The organism is Pseudomonas laurylsulfativorans, from assembly GCF_002906155.1.
Classification (GTDB): Bacteria; Pseudomonadota; Gammaproteobacteria; order Pseudomonadales; family Pseudomonadaceae; genus Aquipseudomonas; species Aquipseudomonas laurylsulfativorans.
Genome location: NZ_MUJK01000004.1, coordinates 451,558 through 470,929 on the forward strand (window position 1 = coordinate 451,558; position 19,372 = coordinate 470,929).

Annotated in this window: 11 protein-coding genes and 1 pseudogene; 8 read left to right on the forward strand and 4 right to left on the reverse strand. The window is 61.8% G+C overall.

What is annotated here, in order from left to right; genetic code table 11:
- Window positions 1–164: 164 nt before the first annotated feature.
- From B0D71_RS16015 to B0D71_RS16030, 4 genes and pseudogenes are all read left to right on the forward strand, one after another.
- Window positions 165–1,991 (forward strand): annotated as a pseudogene (locus B0D71_RS16015) (DUF1302 domain-containing protein).
- 11 nt (window positions 1,992–2,002) lie between these two features.
- Window positions 2,003–3,340, forward strand: a complete 1,338-nt coding sequence (locus B0D71_RS16020; RefSeq protein WP_103395624.1) for a DUF1329 domain-containing protein — start codon at window positions 2,003–2,005, stop codon at window positions 3,338–3,340.
- 140 nt (window positions 3,341–3,480) lie between these two features.
- Window positions 3,481–4,830 (forward strand): DUF1254 domain-containing protein, encoded by a 1,350-nt coding sequence (locus B0D71_RS16025; RefSeq protein WP_103395625.1) that lies wholly within the window; start codon window positions 3,481–3,483, stop codon window positions 4,828–4,830.
- Window positions 4,827–6,212: a DUF1254 domain-containing protein gene (locus B0D71_RS16030; RefSeq protein ID WP_103395626.1), complete on the forward strand. Its 1,386-nt coding sequence runs from the start codon at window positions 4,827–4,829 to the stop codon at window positions 6,210–6,212. Before B0D71_RS16025 ends, B0D71_RS16030 begins: the two co-directional genes overlap by 4 nt.
- A gap of 765 nt (window positions 6,213–6,977) precedes the next feature.
- Here B0D71_RS16030 and B0D71_RS16035 read toward each other — a convergent pair.
- Window positions 6,978–8,951: an alkyl/aryl-sulfatase gene (locus B0D71_RS16035; RefSeq protein ID WP_103395627.1), complete on the reverse strand. Its 1,974-nt coding sequence runs from the start codon at window positions 8,949–8,951 to the stop codon at window positions 6,978–6,980.
- Window positions 8,952–9,087: 136 nt separating this feature from the next.
- Here B0D71_RS16035 and B0D71_RS16040 point away from each other — a divergent pair, with 136 nt between their 5' ends.
- From B0D71_RS16040 to B0D71_RS16055, 4 genes are all read left to right on the forward strand, one after another.
- Complete coding sequence (locus B0D71_RS16040; RefSeq protein WP_103395628.1) at window positions 9,088–9,756, forward strand: ABC transporter ATP-binding protein; 669 nt, start codon at window positions 9,088–9,090, stop codon at window positions 9,754–9,756.
- A gap of 1 nt (window position 9,757) precedes the next feature.
- Window positions 9,758–12,229, forward strand: a complete 2,472-nt coding sequence (locus B0D71_RS16045) for an ABC transporter permease (RefSeq protein WP_103395629.1) — start codon at window positions 9,758–9,760, stop codon at window positions 12,227–12,229.
- Window positions 12,219–13,292, forward strand: coding sequence for a lipocalin-like domain-containing protein (locus tag B0D71_RS16050; RefSeq protein ID WP_103395630.1), 1,074 nt, complete (start codon window positions 12,219–12,221; stop codon window positions 13,290–13,292). The genes B0D71_RS16045 and B0D71_RS16050 overlap by 11 nt, the downstream gene beginning before the upstream one ends.
- A gap of 117 nt (window positions 13,293–13,409) precedes the next feature.
- On the forward strand, window positions 13,410–13,988 hold the full coding sequence (locus tag B0D71_RS16055) for a hypothetical protein (RefSeq protein ID WP_103395631.1): 579 nt from the start codon (window positions 13,410–13,412) through the stop codon (window positions 13,986–13,988).
- Window positions 13,989–15,241: 1,253 nt separating this feature from the next.
- Here the strand turns inward: B0D71_RS16055 and hglS are convergent.
- From hglS to B0D71_RS16075, 3 genes are all read right to left on the reverse strand, one after another.
- Complete coding sequence (hglS, locus tag B0D71_RS16065; protein WP_103395633.1) at window positions 15,242–16,648, reverse strand: 2-oxoadipate dioxygenase/decarboxylase HglS; 1,407 nt, start codon at window positions 16,646–16,648, stop codon at window positions 15,242–15,244.
- Window positions 16,649–16,762: 114 nt separating this feature from the next.
- Window positions 16,763–17,719 carry an alpha/beta fold hydrolase gene (locus B0D71_RS16070; RefSeq protein ID WP_103395634.1) on the reverse strand — a complete coding sequence of 319 codons (957 nt, stop codon included), beginning with the start codon at window positions 17,717–17,719 and terminating at the stop codon, window positions 16,763–16,765.
- Window positions 17,720–17,741: 22 nt separating this feature from the next.
- Entirely contained in the window at window positions 17,742–19,196 is a 1,455-nt protein-coding gene (locus B0D71_RS16075; RefSeq protein ID WP_103395635.1) for a flavin-containing monooxygenase, read from the reverse strand.
- Window positions 19,197–19,372 lie beyond the last annotated feature (176 nt).

The window sequence follows — 19,372 nt, forward strand, 5'->3', positions numbered from 1 at the left end:
TCTGTGGGAGCGAGCCTGCTCGCGAAGACGCAGGCACATCCGACACTCATGCCTCCCGCCCCGCAGCCCCCTCGATGATTATTTTTTGTCGGCCATCGCTTGCGTGTCACGGCCGATAGTTGGGCACCGTGTTCGGGCTGAGCAAACCTGACCGGAGCCCAATAATGATAAAAAAACGCTCGGCCACAGCCGGAGTCCGCCAACGACTTCACCGGCTTGGCCATACCCGCCCGCAACCCCTTGCGCTGGCGATTCTTGCCGTATTCACGGGGCCGACCTACGCCACCACCTTTGACCTCAACGAAGACTGGAGCCTGTCGACCAAGACCAGCCTGAGCCTGGGCAGCAGTTGGTCGACACAGAGCCCCGACAAAAGCCTGATGACCCGCGCCAACGCCTTGCAGGCCCAGGGCGTAAATGCCAATGGCAGCAGCGTCAGCGCCGACGACAACCGGCTGAACTTCGAGAAAGGCGACCCTATCTCGCAACTGTTCAAGGGCCTCACCGATTTCAGTCTCGATGGCCAGGGCCAGGGCGCGTTCATCCGTTTCAAATATTGGTACGACCATGCTTATGAAACCGGCAATGGCCGCTTCAAGGATTTCGATGATTCGGGCTGGGATGACCTGGCCAAGTTCAAGGGCTTCCAGGTGCTCGATGCCTACGTCTGGAAAGACTTTCAGGTGGCTGAGCATCCGCTGAGCGTGAAGGTTGGTAACCAGGTGTTGTCCTGGGGCGAAGCGCTGTTGATCCAGAACGGCATCAACGTGATCAACCCGCTGGACATCTCGGCGTTCAACCGTCCCGGCGTGGAGATCAAGGAAGGCCAGTTGCCGGTGGAGATGGTCTCCTTCAGCTTCGGCCTGACCGACACCACCAACCTCGAAGGTTTCTACCAGTACAACTGGCGCCCCAGCGTGCTCGATGGTTGCGGCACCTTTTTCGCCAGCAGCGATGTGATCCAGCCGGGCTGCGGGCCGCTGTAGCTGAGCCAGGTGCAGACCGATCAACAGATGCAGGCCGCCGGTCTGTACGCCACGTCTCGGGGCAACGAATCACCGTCCGACAACGGCCAGTTCGGTTTCGCCTTGCGCCAGATGATCCCGGCGTTGAACGATGCCGAAGCGGCGTTCTACTACATCAACTATCACTCACGCCTGCCGTATTTCACCCTCAATGCCAGGAACACCGCCTTGCCCGGCACCTTTCCCGGTGGCGTCCAGGCGCCGAGTTATGCGGCGGCGTTCCCGGAAAACATTCACCTGTACGGCATCAGCCTCAACGGTGTCGAGCCGGTCACCGGGATTTCCCTGGCGAGTGAGCTGAGCTACCGGCCGAACATGCCGCTTGGAATCAACGCGCCCGACGTCAACGTCGCGGTGATTTCCGGCCCGGGGGGCAGTTCCTGGGTGCAGTTGCCGCCCGGTTTCAGCACCACCAATGGTAGCCAGTTCGATGCGTGGGAGCGCAAGGGTGTCTGGCAGTTGACCGGCTCGGCCACCCAGGCCATCGACAACGTGCTGGGTGCCACGCGCCTGAGCCTGTTCGGTGAAGCCGGTGTCGTGCACATCGACGATCTGGGCGACGAGCGCCTGGGCCGCAACGCCGCGTTTGGCCGCAGTGCCCCGCGTAACGGCACGCCGTGCAACACCGTGGCCTCCGGCGTCACCAACCAATATTGCACCGACAAGGGCTTTGCCACTGATTGGTCGTGGGGTTATCGCCTGCGCGCCAGCCTCGAATACAGCGACGTGCTGCCGGGCATCAACCTGATTCCGGCGGTTAACTGGCGGCATGACGTCTCGGGCTATTCCTACGATCCGCAAGGGCCGTTCCAGGAAGGCCAGCAAGCGCTGGGCGTGAGCCTGACCGGCGTCTACATGAACGATTACAGCGTGGAACTGGCCTACAACGCGTTCTTCGGTTCCAACGACTACAGCACCCTCGACGACCGCGATTTCGCATCCGTCAGCTTCAAGGCAGACTTCTAAGGAGAACCGTTATGCGTATGCAATTGTGCGTGCTGGCCCTGGCCTGCACCGTCGGTCTGGCCCAGGCTAAAGGCACCGATTCGGCGGCTCTGGGCAAGACCCTGACCCCCATGGGCTCGGAAATGGCGGCCAATGCCGACGGCAGCATTCCGGCCTGGACCGGTGGCCTGGCGAGTAACGCCGGTACTGTCGACAGCAAGGGCGGCTACAGCGATCCGTATGCCGCTGAAAAACCCTTGTTCACTGTCACGGCGAAGAACGTGGCGCAGTACGAAAAGTTTCTCAGCCCCGGGCAAGTCGCGCTGTTCAAGCGCTTTCCCGACACCTACAAGATGAACATCTACCCGACCCATCGCAGCGCCAACCTGCCCAAGGATGTGCTCGCGGCGAGCCGCGACAACGTCGCCAAAACCAGCATGGCCGATGGCGGCAACGGTCTGCATGACTACGCCAGGGGCATTCCGTTTCCGTTGCCCACCGAAGGTCTGGAGGTGATGTGGAACCACATGACCCGTTACCGCGGCGGCAGTTACGAGCGCATCAGCAGTTCGGCGCTGGTGCGTGAAAACGGCGCCACCAGCTACGTGCGCAATCAGTCGCTGATCAACTTCGCCGACACCGTGGGCGGGCTGGAACCCAACTCGAACATCCTGTTCATGTTCAAGAGCCGGGTGCTGGAACCGGCGCGTCTTTCCGGCGAAGCGGTGCTGGTGCATGAGCCGGTCGACCAGGTCGCCGAGCCACGTTCGGCCTGGCAATACCTACCGGGGCAACGCCGCGTGCGCCGTGCACCGATGATCGCCTACGACAACAGCGCCCGTTACAGCAACGGCCTGATCACCGCCGACAACATCGACGGCTACAACGGCGCGCCGGACCGTTTCGACTGGAAATTGGTGGGCAAGCAGGAGCTGTTCATCCCTTACAACAGCTACAAGATCGGTAGCCGCGACCTCAAGTACGACGCCGTGATCCAGCCCAACCACGTCAACCAGGATCTGGCCCGCTACGAGAAGCACCGCGTGTGGGTGGTGGAAGCGACCCTCAAACCGGGTGCCCGGCATATCTACGCCAAGCGCCGCTTCTATGTCGATGAGGACAGTTGGCAGATCGCCCAGTCGGACCAGTACGACAGCCGCGGCGAACTGTGGCGCAGCGGTGAACTGCACGCGATTCAACAGTACGACCATGGCTTCACCTACAACGTGCTGGAAACTTCGTACGACCTGATCTCCGGACGCTACTACGCCGGCGGCCTGGCCAACGAAGAGACCGAGCCGATGCGCGTGGGCTTCGCCGCCAAGACCGACGACTACACCCCGTCGGATCTGCGGCGGTGGGCCAAGTAAACCGTTTTCCCAGGAGCACCACAAATCCCCTGTAGGAGCCCGGCTTGCTGGCGATGGCGATATTGCGGACGCCATCGCCGGCAAGCCGGGCTCCTACAGGGAATGGTGTTTACTGATGTTTATCTGGAAGGAGATCTACCGTGCGCAATTGGATATCCGCACTGGCCCTGGGCGCGAGCCTGGGCACTGTTCACGCCGCAAACCTCGATCAGCAGCAAGCGAAAGCCCTGGCGCAGGAGGCCTATGTATTCGCCTACGCCACCGCCGAGCACGACAAAGTGCTCAGCGCCATCGCCGCCAAACTGCCGTTCAACCGGCTCTACAGCGAGGCGCGCCTGCTCGGGCCGCAAGACACCAAAGTGGTGTCGCCGAACAACGACACCTTCTATTCCCGCGCCTTGCTCGATCTGCGCAGCGAGCCGGTGGTGCTCGACGTGCCGGCGGTGCAGGGACGCTACTACAGCTTTCAACTGGTCGACATGCGCACCGACAACCTCGACTACATCGGCACTCGCGCCACGGGCGATCAGGCCGGGCGCTACTTGATCGCCGGGCCGGATTGGCAGGGTGAAGTGCCGTCGGGTTTCAGCGGTGTGATTCGCTCGCCGAGCCGATTGGTATTCCTGTTGGGGCGGACCGAGGTCAAAGGCGAAGCGGATCAGAAAGACGCCGCGCAAGTGCTGATGGGCTACGCCTTGCAACCGCTGTCAAAAGTGAGCGGCGGCGCGACGCCTGAACCGTTGGCACCGCTGCAACTGCCAGCGTATACGGACACCAAACAAGGGCCGGCGCAGGCGCTGTTCAGCACCTTCAATGCGTTGGCACCGCTGCACCAATGGACCGCCGCCGAGCAGAAAAAACTCGCCCGTTTCGCTGCCATTGGCGTGAAACCGGGCGTCGCATTCCAGGCACCGGCGGATTTGGACGAAGCCATCGCCCAAGGCGCCGAAGCCGGTCGCGAACAGGTGCGCGCAGCGTCGAGCCAGCTGTCGGTGGAGCAGCAGGGCTGGTTCCCGTCACCGTCCAACGTCGGCAAGTATGGCGACGATGACCTCACCCGCGGCGCGGTCGCCTGGCGCTACATCTACGCCAACGATGCGGCGGAGGCGTTGTACCCGATGGCGCTGCACGATACCCGGGGGCAGATACTCGACGGCCAGCACGCCTATCGCCTGCATTTCCCCGCCGGGCAATTGCCGCCGGTGAATGCGTTCTGGTCGCTGACCCTGTATGACGGCAAAACCCAGCTGCTGGCCGCCAACCCGGTCCAGCGGTACGCGTTGGGCGATCGCAGCCCTGGTCTACAATACGATGCCGACGGCGGCTTGACCTTGATCCTGCAAGCCGATGCGCCCAAGGCTGCGCCGCAGGGCAACTGGCTGCCGACGCCGCAAGGTCCGTTCAACCTGCTGTTGCGCCTGTACTTGCCCAAAGGCGGGGCATTGGACGGGAGTTATCAGTTGCCGACGATAACGAGGATCGAATCATGAACCTGATTTTCAGTCGCCGCCGGGTGCTGGGCAGCATGGGGGTATTGGGAGGTGGTCTGATGTTTCCGCGCTGGTTGCTGGCTGCTGATTCCGATGACCCTCGGGCCATTGCGCAGCAGGCGTGGATCTACGCTTATCCGATGCTCATGCATTACCAGACCATGGAAAAACAGGCGCTCAACCCGTCCGCGCCGGAGTACGTTGGCGGCTTTAACCGCTTTCGCCACTACAGCGAGTTGTTCACCCCGAGCAACCGCGACATCGTCACGCCGAACAACGACACGCCGTACTCCTGGGCCTGGCTCGACCTGCGCAGCGAACCGCAGGTGTTGAGCGTGCCGGCGGTCGATGACGACCGCTATTACGTGCTTCAACTGGTCGACCAGTACACCCACAACTTTGCCTATGTCGGCGTGCTCAGCACCGGCCGCGAAGCGGGCAACTACCTGATCGCCGGACCCGGCTGGCAAGGCCCGACACCGGATGGCGTCAAGGCCGTGCTGCGCAGTGAAACTGAAATCGTCATGGTGCTGGGGCGCACGGGCCTGAAAAACGCCGGGGACTTGCCGGCGGTGCGTGCCTTGCAGAAGCAGTACGGTTTGCGTTCGTTGCACGAATACATCGGCAGTGCACCGCCCGTGGCTGCGCCGGCGATTGACTGGCGACCCTGGGACAGCAAGACCGGGTTGGGGCTGGAGTTTATTCCGGCGCTGAATCAGATCCTCAGCCTGTGTCCGACGCAACCGTCCGAGCAAGCCTTGCGTGCACGCTTTGCGCGGATCGGCATCGTGCCCGGCCAGGGTTTCGACCCGACGACGTTGCCGCAAGCAACGCGCCACGCGCTGCTCGCCGGGATTCAGGACGCCCAGGCGCAACTGCAAACCGCGGTGAGCCAGGTACGCACCACCCTCGGCCTGTTCGGCACTCGCCAAGCGCTGAACGGCAATTACCTCAACCGCGCCGTCGCGGCGAATGTCGGCATCTATGGCAACAGCGTGGAAGAGGCGTTCTACACCGGCACTCGCCTGGACAATCAGGGGCAACCCTTGCAAGGCGGGCGAAGCTATCGCCTGCGTTTCGCACCGGGACAATTGCCGCCAGCCAGCGAGTTCTGGTCGCTGACCTTGTATGACTTGCCGGACCGGCAACTGGTGGCCAACCCGATCAATCGCTACTGCCTGAGCAGCCGGGATCAACTGCAGATGGACGCGGACGGCGGGATGACGTTGATCCTGCAGAATACCGCTCCAACTGCGCAGAACAACTGGTTGCCGACGCCGGCAAGCGGGGCGTTCAGCCTGGTCCTGCGCCTGTATGGACCCGGGCAGCGGGTGGTCGATCAACGCTGGCAAATGCCGGTGGTTGAAGTGGTGTCTGCTTAAAGAGCATCGCGAGCAAGCTCGCTCCTACAGAGGATTTGCGCCGGTCAAAATCTTTGTGCACAACGGGGACCCTGTAGGAGCGAGCCTGCTCGCGAAGGTCTGTCATTCGACGCTGGCTTGCGGGTGTCCATATCCATTGCTGCGGTAACGGCCACTTAGGGTTCCGCTCTTACAGCGGGTCACTTTGGAAAAGCCGGAATGCCGGCCCAGCCCAAAGTAACCAAAGGGCTCTTGCCCCTGTCGTTCGGTGCCTCGCCTAGGCTCGGCATGCCCTTGCTCCGGTCCTGCTCCGTGGGCCCGCCGCCATCGGCCATCCATGGCCGAGGGCGGCTAACCCGGCATCCATGCCGGGTTGCCCACTGCGCAGAACCTGCGCTCGGCCTCTCGAGGGGGCAAGAAGATCAAAAGCCAAAGCAAAAGCGAGGCGACCTACCGGTCGGCCTGTTTGCGGGTTTCGTTCGCCCGTGATGTATCGGGGCGGCTGCCAGGCCGCCTTCGCGAGCAGGCTCGCTCCCACAGGGTTCCGGGCTGTTCACAGTAATTGTGAATGACACAGATCCAGTGTGGGAGCGGGCCTGCTCGCGAAGGCGGCATCACATTCAACATCATCGTTGCCTGACACACCGCTTTCGCGAGCAAGCCCGCTCCCACAGTTGGTGTGTGTCGTTCATAAATGCTGTGCACGACATGGATCTTTGTGGGAGTGACGGTGCGGCGATCCGACCTGCTCGCGAAGAAGGCGACGCGGTTTCCCGCGTCATCCGCTCAAGGCGTGACGATATTGAACTGCGGCGAAAAGGTATCGAGGCTGCTCATCAACTCCCCAAGCTTCTTGCCATTGCCTTGCAACTTGATCAGGCCTTTGTGGATCGCCGTCGGGAAGTCCAGTTGCTTGAGGCTGATCTGCTCCAGGGTTGCCTTGCTCATGCTCACGCCGGCATCCGCCTGGGGATTGAGCCCGGTGCGGTGGGTCAGCACGCCATTGCGAAGGGTCAGGTTGAAGTCCTTGTTCTGGTCCTCGAAGGTCCAGTTCAGGGTCAGGTCATGGCCCACGGCCTTTTCACTGTCCAGGCGAACCGCCAGGTAGTCGAAGAACATCTCCGGGCTCATCGCCCGCACCATGTCCACCGACACCGAACTGCCAGAGTGCGGCGGCACGCCGGTGCGCAGTTCCATGGCACCGGTCAGGTACATGTTGCGCCAGGTGGCGTTTTCGCTTTGATAACCCAGTTGCTCCAGGGCCTCGGCCTGGGTTTTGCGCGCATCGCCGTTGTCGGGGTTGGCGAACAGTACTTGATTGCCCAGTTGCGCCGCCCAGCGGTAGTCACCCTGGGTGATCGCCCCACGCATTTTCTCCAGCACCGCCGCTTCACCGCCCATGGCCTCGACCGTGCGCCGGGCTGTTTCCACGGGTGGCAGCGGATTGAGGTTGGCCGGGTTGCCGTCATAGAAACCCATGTAGCGCTGATACACCGCGCGGGTGTTGAAACTCAGCGAGCCGTAGTAGCCACGGGTGTACCACTTCTGGTCCAGGTTGCCGGGCAGTTTCTTGATCGAGTCGGCGATTTCCAGTGGCGTCAGGCCCTGGTTCAGCAGGTGCAAGGTGCGGTCATTGAGGAAGGCGTACATGTCCCGTTGGTCGGCGAGGAAGGTGCGGATGCGTTCGCCGCCCCAGGTCGGCCAGTTGTGCTGGGCGAACAACACGTCGCTCTTGTTGCCGTAACGCGCCAGGCTGCTGTCCAGGTACTCCGCCCAGGCCTTGGCATCACGCACTTGCGCACCGCGAGGGGTGAGGATGTTGTGCATCATTTGCGTGGCGTTTTCCGCCATGCACAAGGCACGCAGTTGCGGCAGGTACAGGTTCATTTCCGCCGGTGCCTCGGTGCCCGGGGTCAGCTGGAATTCCACCTCGAGGCCGGCGATGGTGCGGGTTTCCAGTTCCTTGTCGATCAGGTCGGTGGGCGGGATCAGGGTGACGGTGCCGCCATTGGGCGAGCTTTTGCCCAGGCCGGCATCGACCTGGCCATGATCGCCACGGGGCAGCAGGCTGCCGAACTGGTATTGCGCGCGGCGGCTCATGGCGGTGCCGGCGTAGACGTTCTCGCTCATCACGTGTTCCATGAAGCCGGCGGGAGCGAACACCTTGACCTTGCCGGCCTTGACGTCGGCCTCGTCGATCACGCCGCGCACGCCGCCGAAGTGGTCGACGTGGGTGTGGCTGTAGATCACCGCCACCACCGGTTTGTGCGGGCGGTTCTGGTAGTACAGGTCCAGTGCGGCCTTGGCGGTTTCGGCCACTGTCAGCGGGTCGATGATGATCAGCCCGTCATCGCCTTCGATGATGGTCATGTTCGCCAGGTCGAAGCCGCGCACCTGATACAACCGCGGGCTGACTTCGAACAATCCGGCATGGGCGTTGAGCTGGGCCAGGCGCCACAGGCTCGGGTTGATCGAATCCGGGGCCTTGTCTTTGGCGAGGAAATCGTAGGCCTGGATATCCCAGATGACCTTGCCCGAGGCGTCCTTGACCTGGCCCTTGAACGGCGCGATCAAACCCTTGGAGACCGATTCAAAGTCGGTGCGGTCGGTGAAGGGCAGTTGTTGCAGCACGGCGGCGTTACTCGCCGTGGTCTGCGAGCTGGCCGCGACCGGTGCATCGGCGGCGACTACCGATTGCGCCAGGCAGGCGGTGATCAGGCAAGCGAGCAGCCCACGAGGGCTCAAGGTGAAACGAGGCATGGCGTCTCCGTTTTTATCGTTATGGTTAGACCAGCCTCGAGGGTAGGGCGATGGGCGGGCGAGGCGATGATCGTCACCGGACAAAAACCATTCAGGGCCGCTATCCTTGGGCCACGCATATCCAGCAGGTTGACCCATGCTTGAAGTCCACGGCGTTTTCAAAAGCTACGCCACACCGCAAGGGCCGCTGCCGGTGCTGCAAGGTGTCGACCTCACGCTCAAGCCCGGCAGCAGCCTGGCGCTGATGGGCGAGTCAGGCAGTGGCAAAAGCACCTTGCTGCACCTGATCGCCGGGCTGGACAAGGTCGATCGCGGCAGCATCCGCAGTGGCGGGCATCGCCTGGAACAGATGAATGAAGGGCAACTGGCGAATTGGCGCCGTACGGAAATCGGCCTGGTGTTCCAGCAATTCAACCTGATTGGCAGCTTGCGGGTCGAAGACAACCTGGCGATTCAGGCGCGTCTGGCGGGGCGTCATGATCCGCGTTGGCAGGCGCATCTGGTGCAGCGCCTGGGCTTGGGCGAGCTGCTGCGGCGTTACCCGGAACAGTTGTCCGGCGGCCAGCAGCAACGGGTCGCGCTGGGCCGGGCGCTGGCGTCGCGCCCGCCATTGCTGCTGGCCGACGAGCCCACCGGGAGCCTCGACGAAGCCACCGGTGCCGAGGTGTTGCAGTTGCTCCTGGAGTTGCTCGACGACAGTCCCACCGGCCTGTTGATGGTCACCCACAGTCCCGGTGTGGCGGCGCGGCTGGCGGAAAAAGTGCTGCTGTGCGGTGGTCGCCTGGCCGGTGCGGGTGAGCGCTGACATGCGCATCTTCGGCGAAACCCTGCGCGCGCTGCTCAGCCACTGGCGGCAGCATCCGGTGCAGTTTTTCAGTGTGCTGACCGGGTTATGGCTGGCCACCAGTCTGCTGACCGGCGTCCAGGCACTCAACAGCCAGGCCCGCGACAGCTATGCCCGCGCCAGTCAGTTGATCGGCGGCGAACCTCAGGCCAGCCTCAGTGCGCCCGGTGGCGGCACATTCCCCCAGCAATGGTTTATCGATCTGCGCCGGGCGGGGTGGCCGGTGTCACCGGTGTTGCAAGGGCGGGTCACGCTCAAGGGCCGTGAAGAGCAGCGCCTGCAACTGATGGGCATCGAACCGGTGTCGCTGCCAGCGGGTGCGGCGGTGGCCGGGCAGGCCCTGGCGATTGAACAGGTGGTCGATTTTTTCAGTCCGCCGGGCACTACCTGGATATCGTCGCAGACCTTGCAGGCACTGGGTTTGCGCGAGGGTGAACGGCCACAGAACCTTGCGGGTGTGGCGCTACCACCGCTGCATGTACAGGTCGATATGGCACCCGGCGTGCTGCTGGTGGACATCGGTTTTGCCCAGCGGATCCTGGGGTTGCCGGAGCAGTTGTCGCGTCTGCTGCTACCGAAGGATTTCACCGCGTCGCTGCCGGGCGCGTTCAAGGGGCAGCTGCAACTCAAGCGCGCCGGTGAAGAAAACAACCTGGCGCGCCTGACCGAAAGCTTTCACCTGAACCTTGAGGCCCTGGGGGTGCTGTCGTTCGTGGTCGGCCTGTTTATCGTGCACGCCGCCATCGGGCTGGCGCTGGAGCAGCGGCGCGGCTTGCTCCGGACCTTGCGAGCCTGTGGCGTGAGTGCGCGCATGCTGATCGCTTGTCTGGCTGTTGAACTGGGTGGGTTGGCCCTGATCGGCGGCGTGGCCGGGGTGGTCAGCGGCTACCTGCTGGCCGGCATGCTGTTACCGGATGTCGCCGCCAGCCTGCGCGGTTTGTACGGGGCCGAAGTGGCGGGGCAGTTGAGCCTTAGCCCTTTATGGTGGTTCAGTGGCATCGGCCTGAGTCTGATCGGGGCGCTGCTGGCCGGTGCCAACAGCTTGTTGCGGGCAGCGCGGTTGCCCTTGCTGGCGTTGGCCGACCCGCAAGCCTGGCATCAGGCCCATGCCCGCTGGTTGCGCCGTCAGGGTTGGGTGGCGGCAATGGCCGGGGTGATCGGGCTGCTGGCGCTGATCTTCGGCGACAGCCTGATCAGCGGCTTCGTGTTGATGGCGGCGCTGTTGATCGGTGCCGCGCTGGCGTTGCCGGTGGTGCTCAGTTCGCTGCTCGGTTTCGTTTCGCAGCACAGCCGCTCGGTGCTTGGCCAGTGGTTTGTCGCCGATTGCCGCCAGCAACTGCCGGCCTTGAGTCTGGCGTTGATGGCGCTACTGTTGGCCATGGCGGCGAATATCGGGGCCGGCAGCATGACCGCCGGGTTTCGCCAGACCTTCAGCGACTGGCTCGAACAACGGCTGACGGCTGAGCTTTACCTCAACCCACAGAACCCGGCCCAGGCCCGGGAGCTGCACAGCTGGCTCAACCAGCAGCCGCAACTGGCGGCGGTGCTGCCCACCTGGCAGGTGTCGATCCAGTTGCAGGGCTGGCCGACCGACCTGTCCGGAGTCATCGACCACCCGACCTATCGTCAGCACTGGCCGTTGCTCGAAGCCTTGGGCGACAACCCTTGGGAGCGACTGGCCAAGGACGATGCGGTGATGCTCAGCGAGCAACTGGCCAGGCGCCTGCGCGTGCAACTTGGCGATCACCTGACACTGCCGACGCCCACCGGCCCTTGGTCGCCACGGATCGTCGGGATCTACGCCGACTACGGCAATCCCAAGGGCCATATTCTGGTCAATATCAATCATCTGCTGCGCGGCTGGCCGCAATTGACACCGAACCGCTTCAACCTGCGCATCGAACCGGTGTCGATCCCGGCGTTCGTCACCGCATTGCAGGCGCGGTTTAGCCTGGACGACAGCCGCATCGTCGATCAGGCGCGGCTCAAGGGCTGGTCCACGCAAGTCTTCGAACGCACCTTCGCCGCCACCGCCGCGCTCAACAGCCTGACGTTGTGCGTGGCCGGCGTGGCGCTGTTCATCAGCCTGTTGACCCAAAGCCAGAGCCGTCTCGGGCAACTGGCGCCGCTGTGGGCACTGGGTGTGACGCGTCGGCATCTGATGTTGCTCAACCTCGGGCAAACCTGGTTGCTGGCGCTGCTGACCCTGGTGTTGGCGTTGCCGTTGGGCATCGCCCTGGCGTGGTGCCTGGACACGGTGATCAATGTGCAGGCTTTTGGCTGGCGCCTGCCGTTGCGGCTGTTTCCATTGCAACTGTTGCAATTGATGGGGCTGGCGCTGGTGGCGACGCTGCTGGCCTCGGCCTGGCCGTTGTACCGTTTGTACCGCACGCAACCGGCGGATCTGCTGCGGACGTTTGCCCATGAAGATTAAGGCCTGCGTATTGCTTCTGGCGCTGCTGGCCAGCGGTTGCGATAAACCGGCGCCGGTGGAAAAGGGCTTTGCCGGGCTGGGCAACCAGGCGACTGCGTTCACCCCGGTGGTCCCCGGTCGGGTGTTCAGCTTCCCGGCGGATCACGGCCCGCACGACGGCTTTCGCATCGAATGGTGGTACCTCACGGCCAACTTGAAGGACGATCAAGGGCATGAATTCGGCGCGCAATGGACGTTGTTCCGCAGCGCCTTGAAAGCCACCCCCGAGGTGGTGGGTTGGCAGAATCAGACGATCTGGCTCGGCCACGCGGCGGTAACGTCGGCGACGGTGCATCACGCGGCTGAACGCTATGCCCGTGGCGGCGTCGGTCAGGCCGGTGTCAGCCTCACGCCATTCAATGCGTGGATCGACGACTGGCAGTTGAGCAGCCAGGCGACAGCCGACAACCCGTTGGCCGACGTGCTGCTCAGCGCCCGCGACCAGCGTTTCAGCTACCGGTTGCGATTGACCTCCACAGGTCCAATGGTGCTTCAGGGGGAGCAGGGGTTCAGTCAGAAATCCGAACAGGGGCAGGCCTCTTACTACTACAGCCAGCCGTTTTTCCAGGCCAGCGGCACCGTGGAAATCGACGGCAAGCCCTTTCAGGTCAGCGGCCCGGCCTGGCTCGACCGCGAATGGAGCAGCCAGCCCCTGACGAGCAATCAGACCGGTTGGGACTGGTTCTCCCTGCACCTGGACAGCGGCGAGCAGGTGATGCTGTATCGCATGCGACAAAAGGACGGAGCGCCTTACCTCACCGGCACCTGGATCGACGCCCAGGGGCAGACGCAGTTGCTGCACGCCAGCGACATGAGCCTCACGCCGCAGGACAGCGCCAGCGTGGCCGGGCGCGAAATGCCCGTTAGCTGGTCGATCAAAATCCCTGCCAAACACCTTGATATCACCCTCACCGCACTCAATCCCCAGGCCTGGATGGATTTGCGCATACCGTACTGGGAAGGCCCGGTGCGCCTCAGTGGCAGCCATGCTGGGAACGGATATCTGGAAATGACCGGGTATTAGAAAATCAGCGACTCGCGGCGACCACTCGCCGAACAGCGTCTATGCTCATCGCACACATGGCGTTGAGCCTGTCTTCAACGCCGTCTGTCGCCATCTATCACAGGGAAAGTTCTGCTTATGAAACGCCACGCACTGACCAAAGCCATTACCCTCGCAACCTTGCTGTCTGCCGCCAGTTTTGGCGCGGTTGCCGCCGATATCCCCTTGTCCGAAGTCGTGGTGGCTGATCAGGTCAGCACCACCGTCGTTTCGGTTGATACCGCGAACCATTCCGTGGTCCTCAAAGGCCCGCAGGGTAATGAGTTCCCTGTGCAACTGACCGACAAGGCGAAAAACCTCGGCAATCTCAAGGCCGGCGATACGGTCGACATCACGGTCACCAGCGCCGTTGCGGCCTACCTCGACACCGATGTCGACAAAGGCCTGCCCGGCACCGCCGAAGCCACCGGCGAAATCCGCGCAGCGCCAGGTAGCGCCAACCCTGGCGGCGAAGCTTATCGTCAGGTGAAAGTGCAGCTGAAGATTACCCACATTGACTTGGCGAAAAACCAGGTGACCTTTGAAAACCCGGAAGGCAAGTCCAAGACGGTTGACGTCAAGCGACCTGAAGTCCAGGCCAAGCTCAAGGACTTGAAAGTCGGGCAAAGCGTGAACGTGGTTTACACCGACATATTGACGGTGACCAGCAAGCACTAATATTGAGTATCGGCTCTATACGGGTTGATTGTTTTTGTGCAGGTTTTGTACAGGAATAATCAACTCGTATGTTCGAGCTGGTGAGTTTGTGGTTCGTTGCGGGATTGGATTTGAGTCGACATTTTATTAAATATGGTGTCGATAAATTTCATCTTTAGCGCACGGACATATTTAGCCACTTCTACTAAAATACCCTCCGTTCGCCCAGTGTAAGGCTCTTTACCAGTGCATGGATTGCCGAGGCCAGTGCACTGGGCGAACACTTTCCTGGCTGTATTGAAAGTTTCGGATATAAAAAAAAGGGCGACCTGCAGGTCGCCCTTTTTTTTGGGACTTTCACTGGTTTGGAGGTCACTTCATCTTCAGCGTGGTCACGGTCCCTTGTAGGAGCCGGCTTGCTGGCGATTGTCGTTAACGATAACGCGTGCGAACCGGATAAACGCGGTGCTGTAGGAGCTGGCTTGCCAGCGATGTTCGTTAACGATAACGCGTGCGAACTGAACAAACGCGGCGCACTGGAGTCCATCGCCGGCAAGCCGGCTCCTACAGGTATTGCGTTATCTGTCTCTCCCGGGTTGCGTGATTCTCGACCAGGACGCAGTCCCTTGTAGGAGCTGGCTTGCCAGCGATGGTCGTTAACGATAACGCGTGCGAACCGGATAAACGCGGCGTACTGGAGCCCATCGCCGGCAAGCCGGCTCCTACAAGTATTGCGTTATCTGTCTCTCCCGGGGTTACGTGATTCTCGACCAGGACGCAGTCCCTTGTAGGAGCTGGCTTGCCAGCGATGGTCGTTAACGATAACGCGTTCGAACTGAATAAACGCGGTGTACTGGAGTCCATCGCCGGCAAGCCGGCTCCTACAGGTATTGCGTTATCTGTCTCTCCCGGGGTTACGTGATTCTCGACCAGGACGCAGTCCCTTGTAGGAGCTGGCTTGCCAGCGATGGTGGTTAACGATAACGCGTTCGAACTGAATAAACGCGGCGTACTGGAGTCCATCGCCGGCAAGCCGGCTCCTACAGGTATTGCGTTATCTGTCTCTCCCGGGGTTGCGTGATTCTCGACCAGGACGCAGTCCCTTGTAGGAGCTGGCTTGCCAGCGATGTTCGTTAACGATAACGCGTTCGAACTGAATAAACGCGGTGTACTGGAGTCCATCGCCGGCAAGCCGGCTCCTACAGGTATTGCGTTATCTGTCTTTCCCGGGACTGCGCGAAGAACCCTTTTTTTGCCGAGTGGTGAGAAGTCGTTCAGTCATGCTTTTCATTAACGTGAACAACATCGGCCAATGCGGCGAAACACTGCTCGATCGAACGCCGCTGGCTCTGGGCATACAGTTCCAGTTCATCAATCGTCGGGCGCCCCAGGGCCTTTTCGAATGCCTGCTGATTGGAATGCACGCCATAACGGGTTTGCGCCGTATCCCCCAGGTTTGACTGGAAAATCCCCGCCGCGCTGACCGGCAGGAAATCTTCGTACACCAGCGGTTCAACCCGCAGGTAACCGCCGCTGAGCAGGTCTTCCAGGGCGGCGTTTTCCAGGTCGCCCGCAGTCAGGCCTTTTTCCGTCACAAAGTAGCGAAAGTAAGCCAGTTGCTGTTGGCGCATGCCTTCCCAGCTGTCAGGGAATTCGCTGAAGTGCTGGGCCATGAGCGCGTTGTAACGCGCGGCATTGGCTTCGTTGGGGAAGTCCTTGAGTTCATCCCGCGCAGCATTGAGCAAGCGGTCGTAAAGGGTACGGCCTTTGGGCGTGAGGGCGGCACCGCGCTGTTCTATCTCGCCGAAGCGGGCGCTGTGGCTGCCGCGAGCCTCGTTTTGATCGGTGAAGGCAATCGGCTCGTCCAGGGCCTTGAAACTGGTCTGGCGCAGCAGGATCGGGCACTGGCGGCGGGGCGGGCCTTCGATCACCGCCTTGGGGGTGATGCCATGGGCCGGCATTTGCGCCTGGACGATGTCGATGTCCAGGGTTCGTGGTGTCAGGTGGTTGATGTGCGGGCCCTTGAACGCCACCACGTCGGCGATCAAACGATGCTGGGCGCTGAGCTGCTGATACTGCTCGGCAGTGACGGTGGCGCTGTGGTGCCAGCGAAACGTCTCCAGGGCCTGTTGGACGAACGCCGAGGCTTCCGGCTCGGTCAGGCCGCCTTGGGTTTCAGCACGGTCGATGAGGGTGAGGGCCATGGGCGTGAAGATCGAGCGCCGGTCGAGCATCGACTGGGCGAACGCGCGCAGTTCCAGGTCTTCAATCAATTCCAGGCGCAACAGCGAGGTGAACACCCGGAACGGGCTGACCTGCAACGATGCTTCATGCACCGCGCGAAAAGCCGTGGAGTGCACCGGTACGCCGGCCGGTGTCAGGTCGTAGTAGCCCACTGGTTGCATGCCCATCACCGCAAAAAGGCGGGCGAGGGTCGCCAGTTCATCGGCCGTACCGACGCGGATCGCACCATGACGCTCCAGGTCCAGGCGCTCGATTTCGCCGGTGCTCGTGAGCTGTTGCGCGACTTGCGGGTCGCTGTCCAGTACGTGACGGTTGGTCTGTTCCACCAGTTCCATCAACGCGCCGTACAACGGCACTTCCTCGCGATACATGTCGGACATCGCTTTGGAGAAGCGTTGGCGGATCAGGTCAGGGCTGACGAAGTTCGGGTGGTTCATGAACAGGATTCCTGGTGCGGTGACGTAAAGGATGGACGAAAGATCGCAGCCTTACGCGACGCCGACAAACGAAGTTTCTGACGAACTTCATTCTGCAAAGGACTGCGAACGCCCCTAGTGCAGTCTTTGATCCTGTGGGCTCTCCGAACGCAGCGATGCCAAAAACTCGCGATACAGGCGCGCCGAACCGGTAGGCGCTTCCACCATGGGCATGTGCCCGATGGCGTCCCAGATGTGCACGCGTAGATCAACGATGCCCTTGCTCCAGACCGACACACTGCTGACATCGATCAGCCGGTCCTTGCGCCCCCACAGCAACAGCGCCGGGGCGCTGATGTCGGGCAGGTGCGGTTCCATCGGCGGGCTGGCGCGGAAATCCCGGAAGATTTCTTCCAGCTCCTCGCGGGACTGTTCATAGCGCTGGGCCACGGCATCGAGCACCAGCTTCGGTACCCAGGGTGGCGAAGCCATGGTCATGGCGTAGAAACGCTTGAACTCTTCTCGCGAGTGAATCAGGAACGGATTGTGGCCCTTGGCCAGATGCCGCTCCAGATCACTGGGTTCGGGCGCGGTGACCCCGGCCGGGTCGATCAGCGCCACGGACACAATGCGCTCCGGGTAAGTGGCCGCGAGCCATGCGGCCATGTAGCCACCCATGGAGTTGCCGATGACATGGACTTTCTCGACGCCACACACGTCCAACAGCTGGATCATGCGCTTGGCCTGCAGCGGGATGTCGTAGCCGCCACCTGCCTTGAAGCCGGTTTCGCCATGGCCGGCGATGTCCGGGATGATCACTCGATGGCTGCCGACAAAGTGCCGGGCGAAACGCAGCCAGAGGTTCTTGTCGGCGCTGAAGCCATGGAGCATCAGCACACTGCTGGTGGCTTCGTACGGCCCGCCTTGCCAGGTCGAGACGGTCATCTCGGGGATGGGCACGACGATTTTGTGCAGCCGGTACAACTTGGCCTCGGCTGCCATGTTCAAGTCATAGAGCCAGTAGCCGATGGCCGGGTAGGTCAGCCAGCTCCAGGCGACGAACACTGCGAGAACGACGAACAACAAAAGCATCACGCGTCTCCTTTCTATCTGCTCAGGACAAAATGTGATCGGCGGGTTTCAGCGCTCGGGTCAAACGATGAAAGCTGAAGCTGAACCCTGGAAACATGGCAATCACATGACCGCTCTTGCTTTGATACCAACTGTGGCAACCACCAGACTTCCACACGGTACGTTCCATTTCCCGGTGGATCATTTCAGTGTAGGTACGTTCCGCCTCATGGCGAACTTCGATGCTGCGTAAACCTTGAGTCTTCAAGGTGCGAATGCAATCGAGGATGTAGTTCATCTGGGATTCGATGATGAACAGCGCCGAGGTGTGGCCGATGCCGGTGTTCGGTCCGGTGACGATAAACAGGTTGGGAAAGTCGGGCAGGGCAGTGCCGAGGTAGGCCCGTGGGTACTGTGCCCAGACATCCTTCAGGCGGGTGCCGTTTTTGCCCGTGACCGGGTAGGAAATCACCCCGTCGGTGGCGTCGTAGCCGGTGGACCAGACGATCAGGTCCAGGTCGATGTGCTGGCCATCCCGGGTAACGATGCCGGTTTCGTCGATGGACGCGATGCCTTGTTCGCGGCTGTGCAGCGTCACGTTGCGGCGGGCCAGTGCCGGGTACAGCGTGCTGGACAGAATCACCCGTTTGCAGCCGATGGTGTAGTCCGGCGTCAGTTTGCGCCGCAGTTCGGCGTCCGGTACCTGGCGCTTGAGAAAACGCAGGGCCTGGCGCTGGACCATGTGCACTGCCGGCTTTGAATACTTGAAGGCAATCACCCGGGTTTCGAATTGCCAGTAGATGCCCCAGCGCAGCAGCTTGTAGGCGGGTTTGAGCCCCAGCAGCCAGCGCTGGAAGCGCCCGAAGCTGCGGTCAGCCCGGGGTAATACCCAGTGGGGTGTGCGCTGGAATACATGCAAGTGCCCGACGTCCGGGGCAATGGCCGGAATCACCTGGGCTGCACTGGCGCCGCTGCCGACGATGGCCACGCGTTTTTGCCGATAGTCGTAGCTGTGATCCCAGTTATTGGTGTGAAACGTCTTGCCCCGAAAGCGCTCCAGCCCGTCGAAGTGCGGAACCACCGGCTGGCTCAGCGGCCCGGTCGCATTGATCAGGAACTGCGCGCAAAACGTGCCTTTGCCGGCGGTGTAAACGATCCAGCGCTTGCAGGCGTCGTCCCATTCTATGCCCTCGACATTCGTGTCCAGTTCCACCTTGTCCCGCAGGCCGAAATGTTCCACCACATGGCGGGTGTAGCGGTGCAGTTCGGCCTGTTCGGCGAACATTTGCGTCCAGCGATACGGGGCGAAAGACAAGGAATACAGCGGCGAGGGCACGTCGACTGCCGCGCCGGGGTAGGTGTTCTGGCACCAGGTGCCGCCGAAGAACGCCCGGCGCTCGAGCAGGCGAAAATCGTCGATGCCGGCCTTGAGCAAATTGATTGCAGCACATTGGCCGCCAAATCCACTGCCAATGATCAATACTTGAAAGGTCTGCATGGGCCTCCTCTTATGGTCATCGATCATCCCCTTCTTTCATGTATAGCCGTTTCTGGAGACGAGGCTTTTGCTTTTATACGAGCGTGATGTCGCGATATTCAGCCTGCCAGTCGGTGATGGCTATTTAATCTCGCCCTGATAGACTCCAGCGCAAAGGCACAGGCTGTTATCGCATT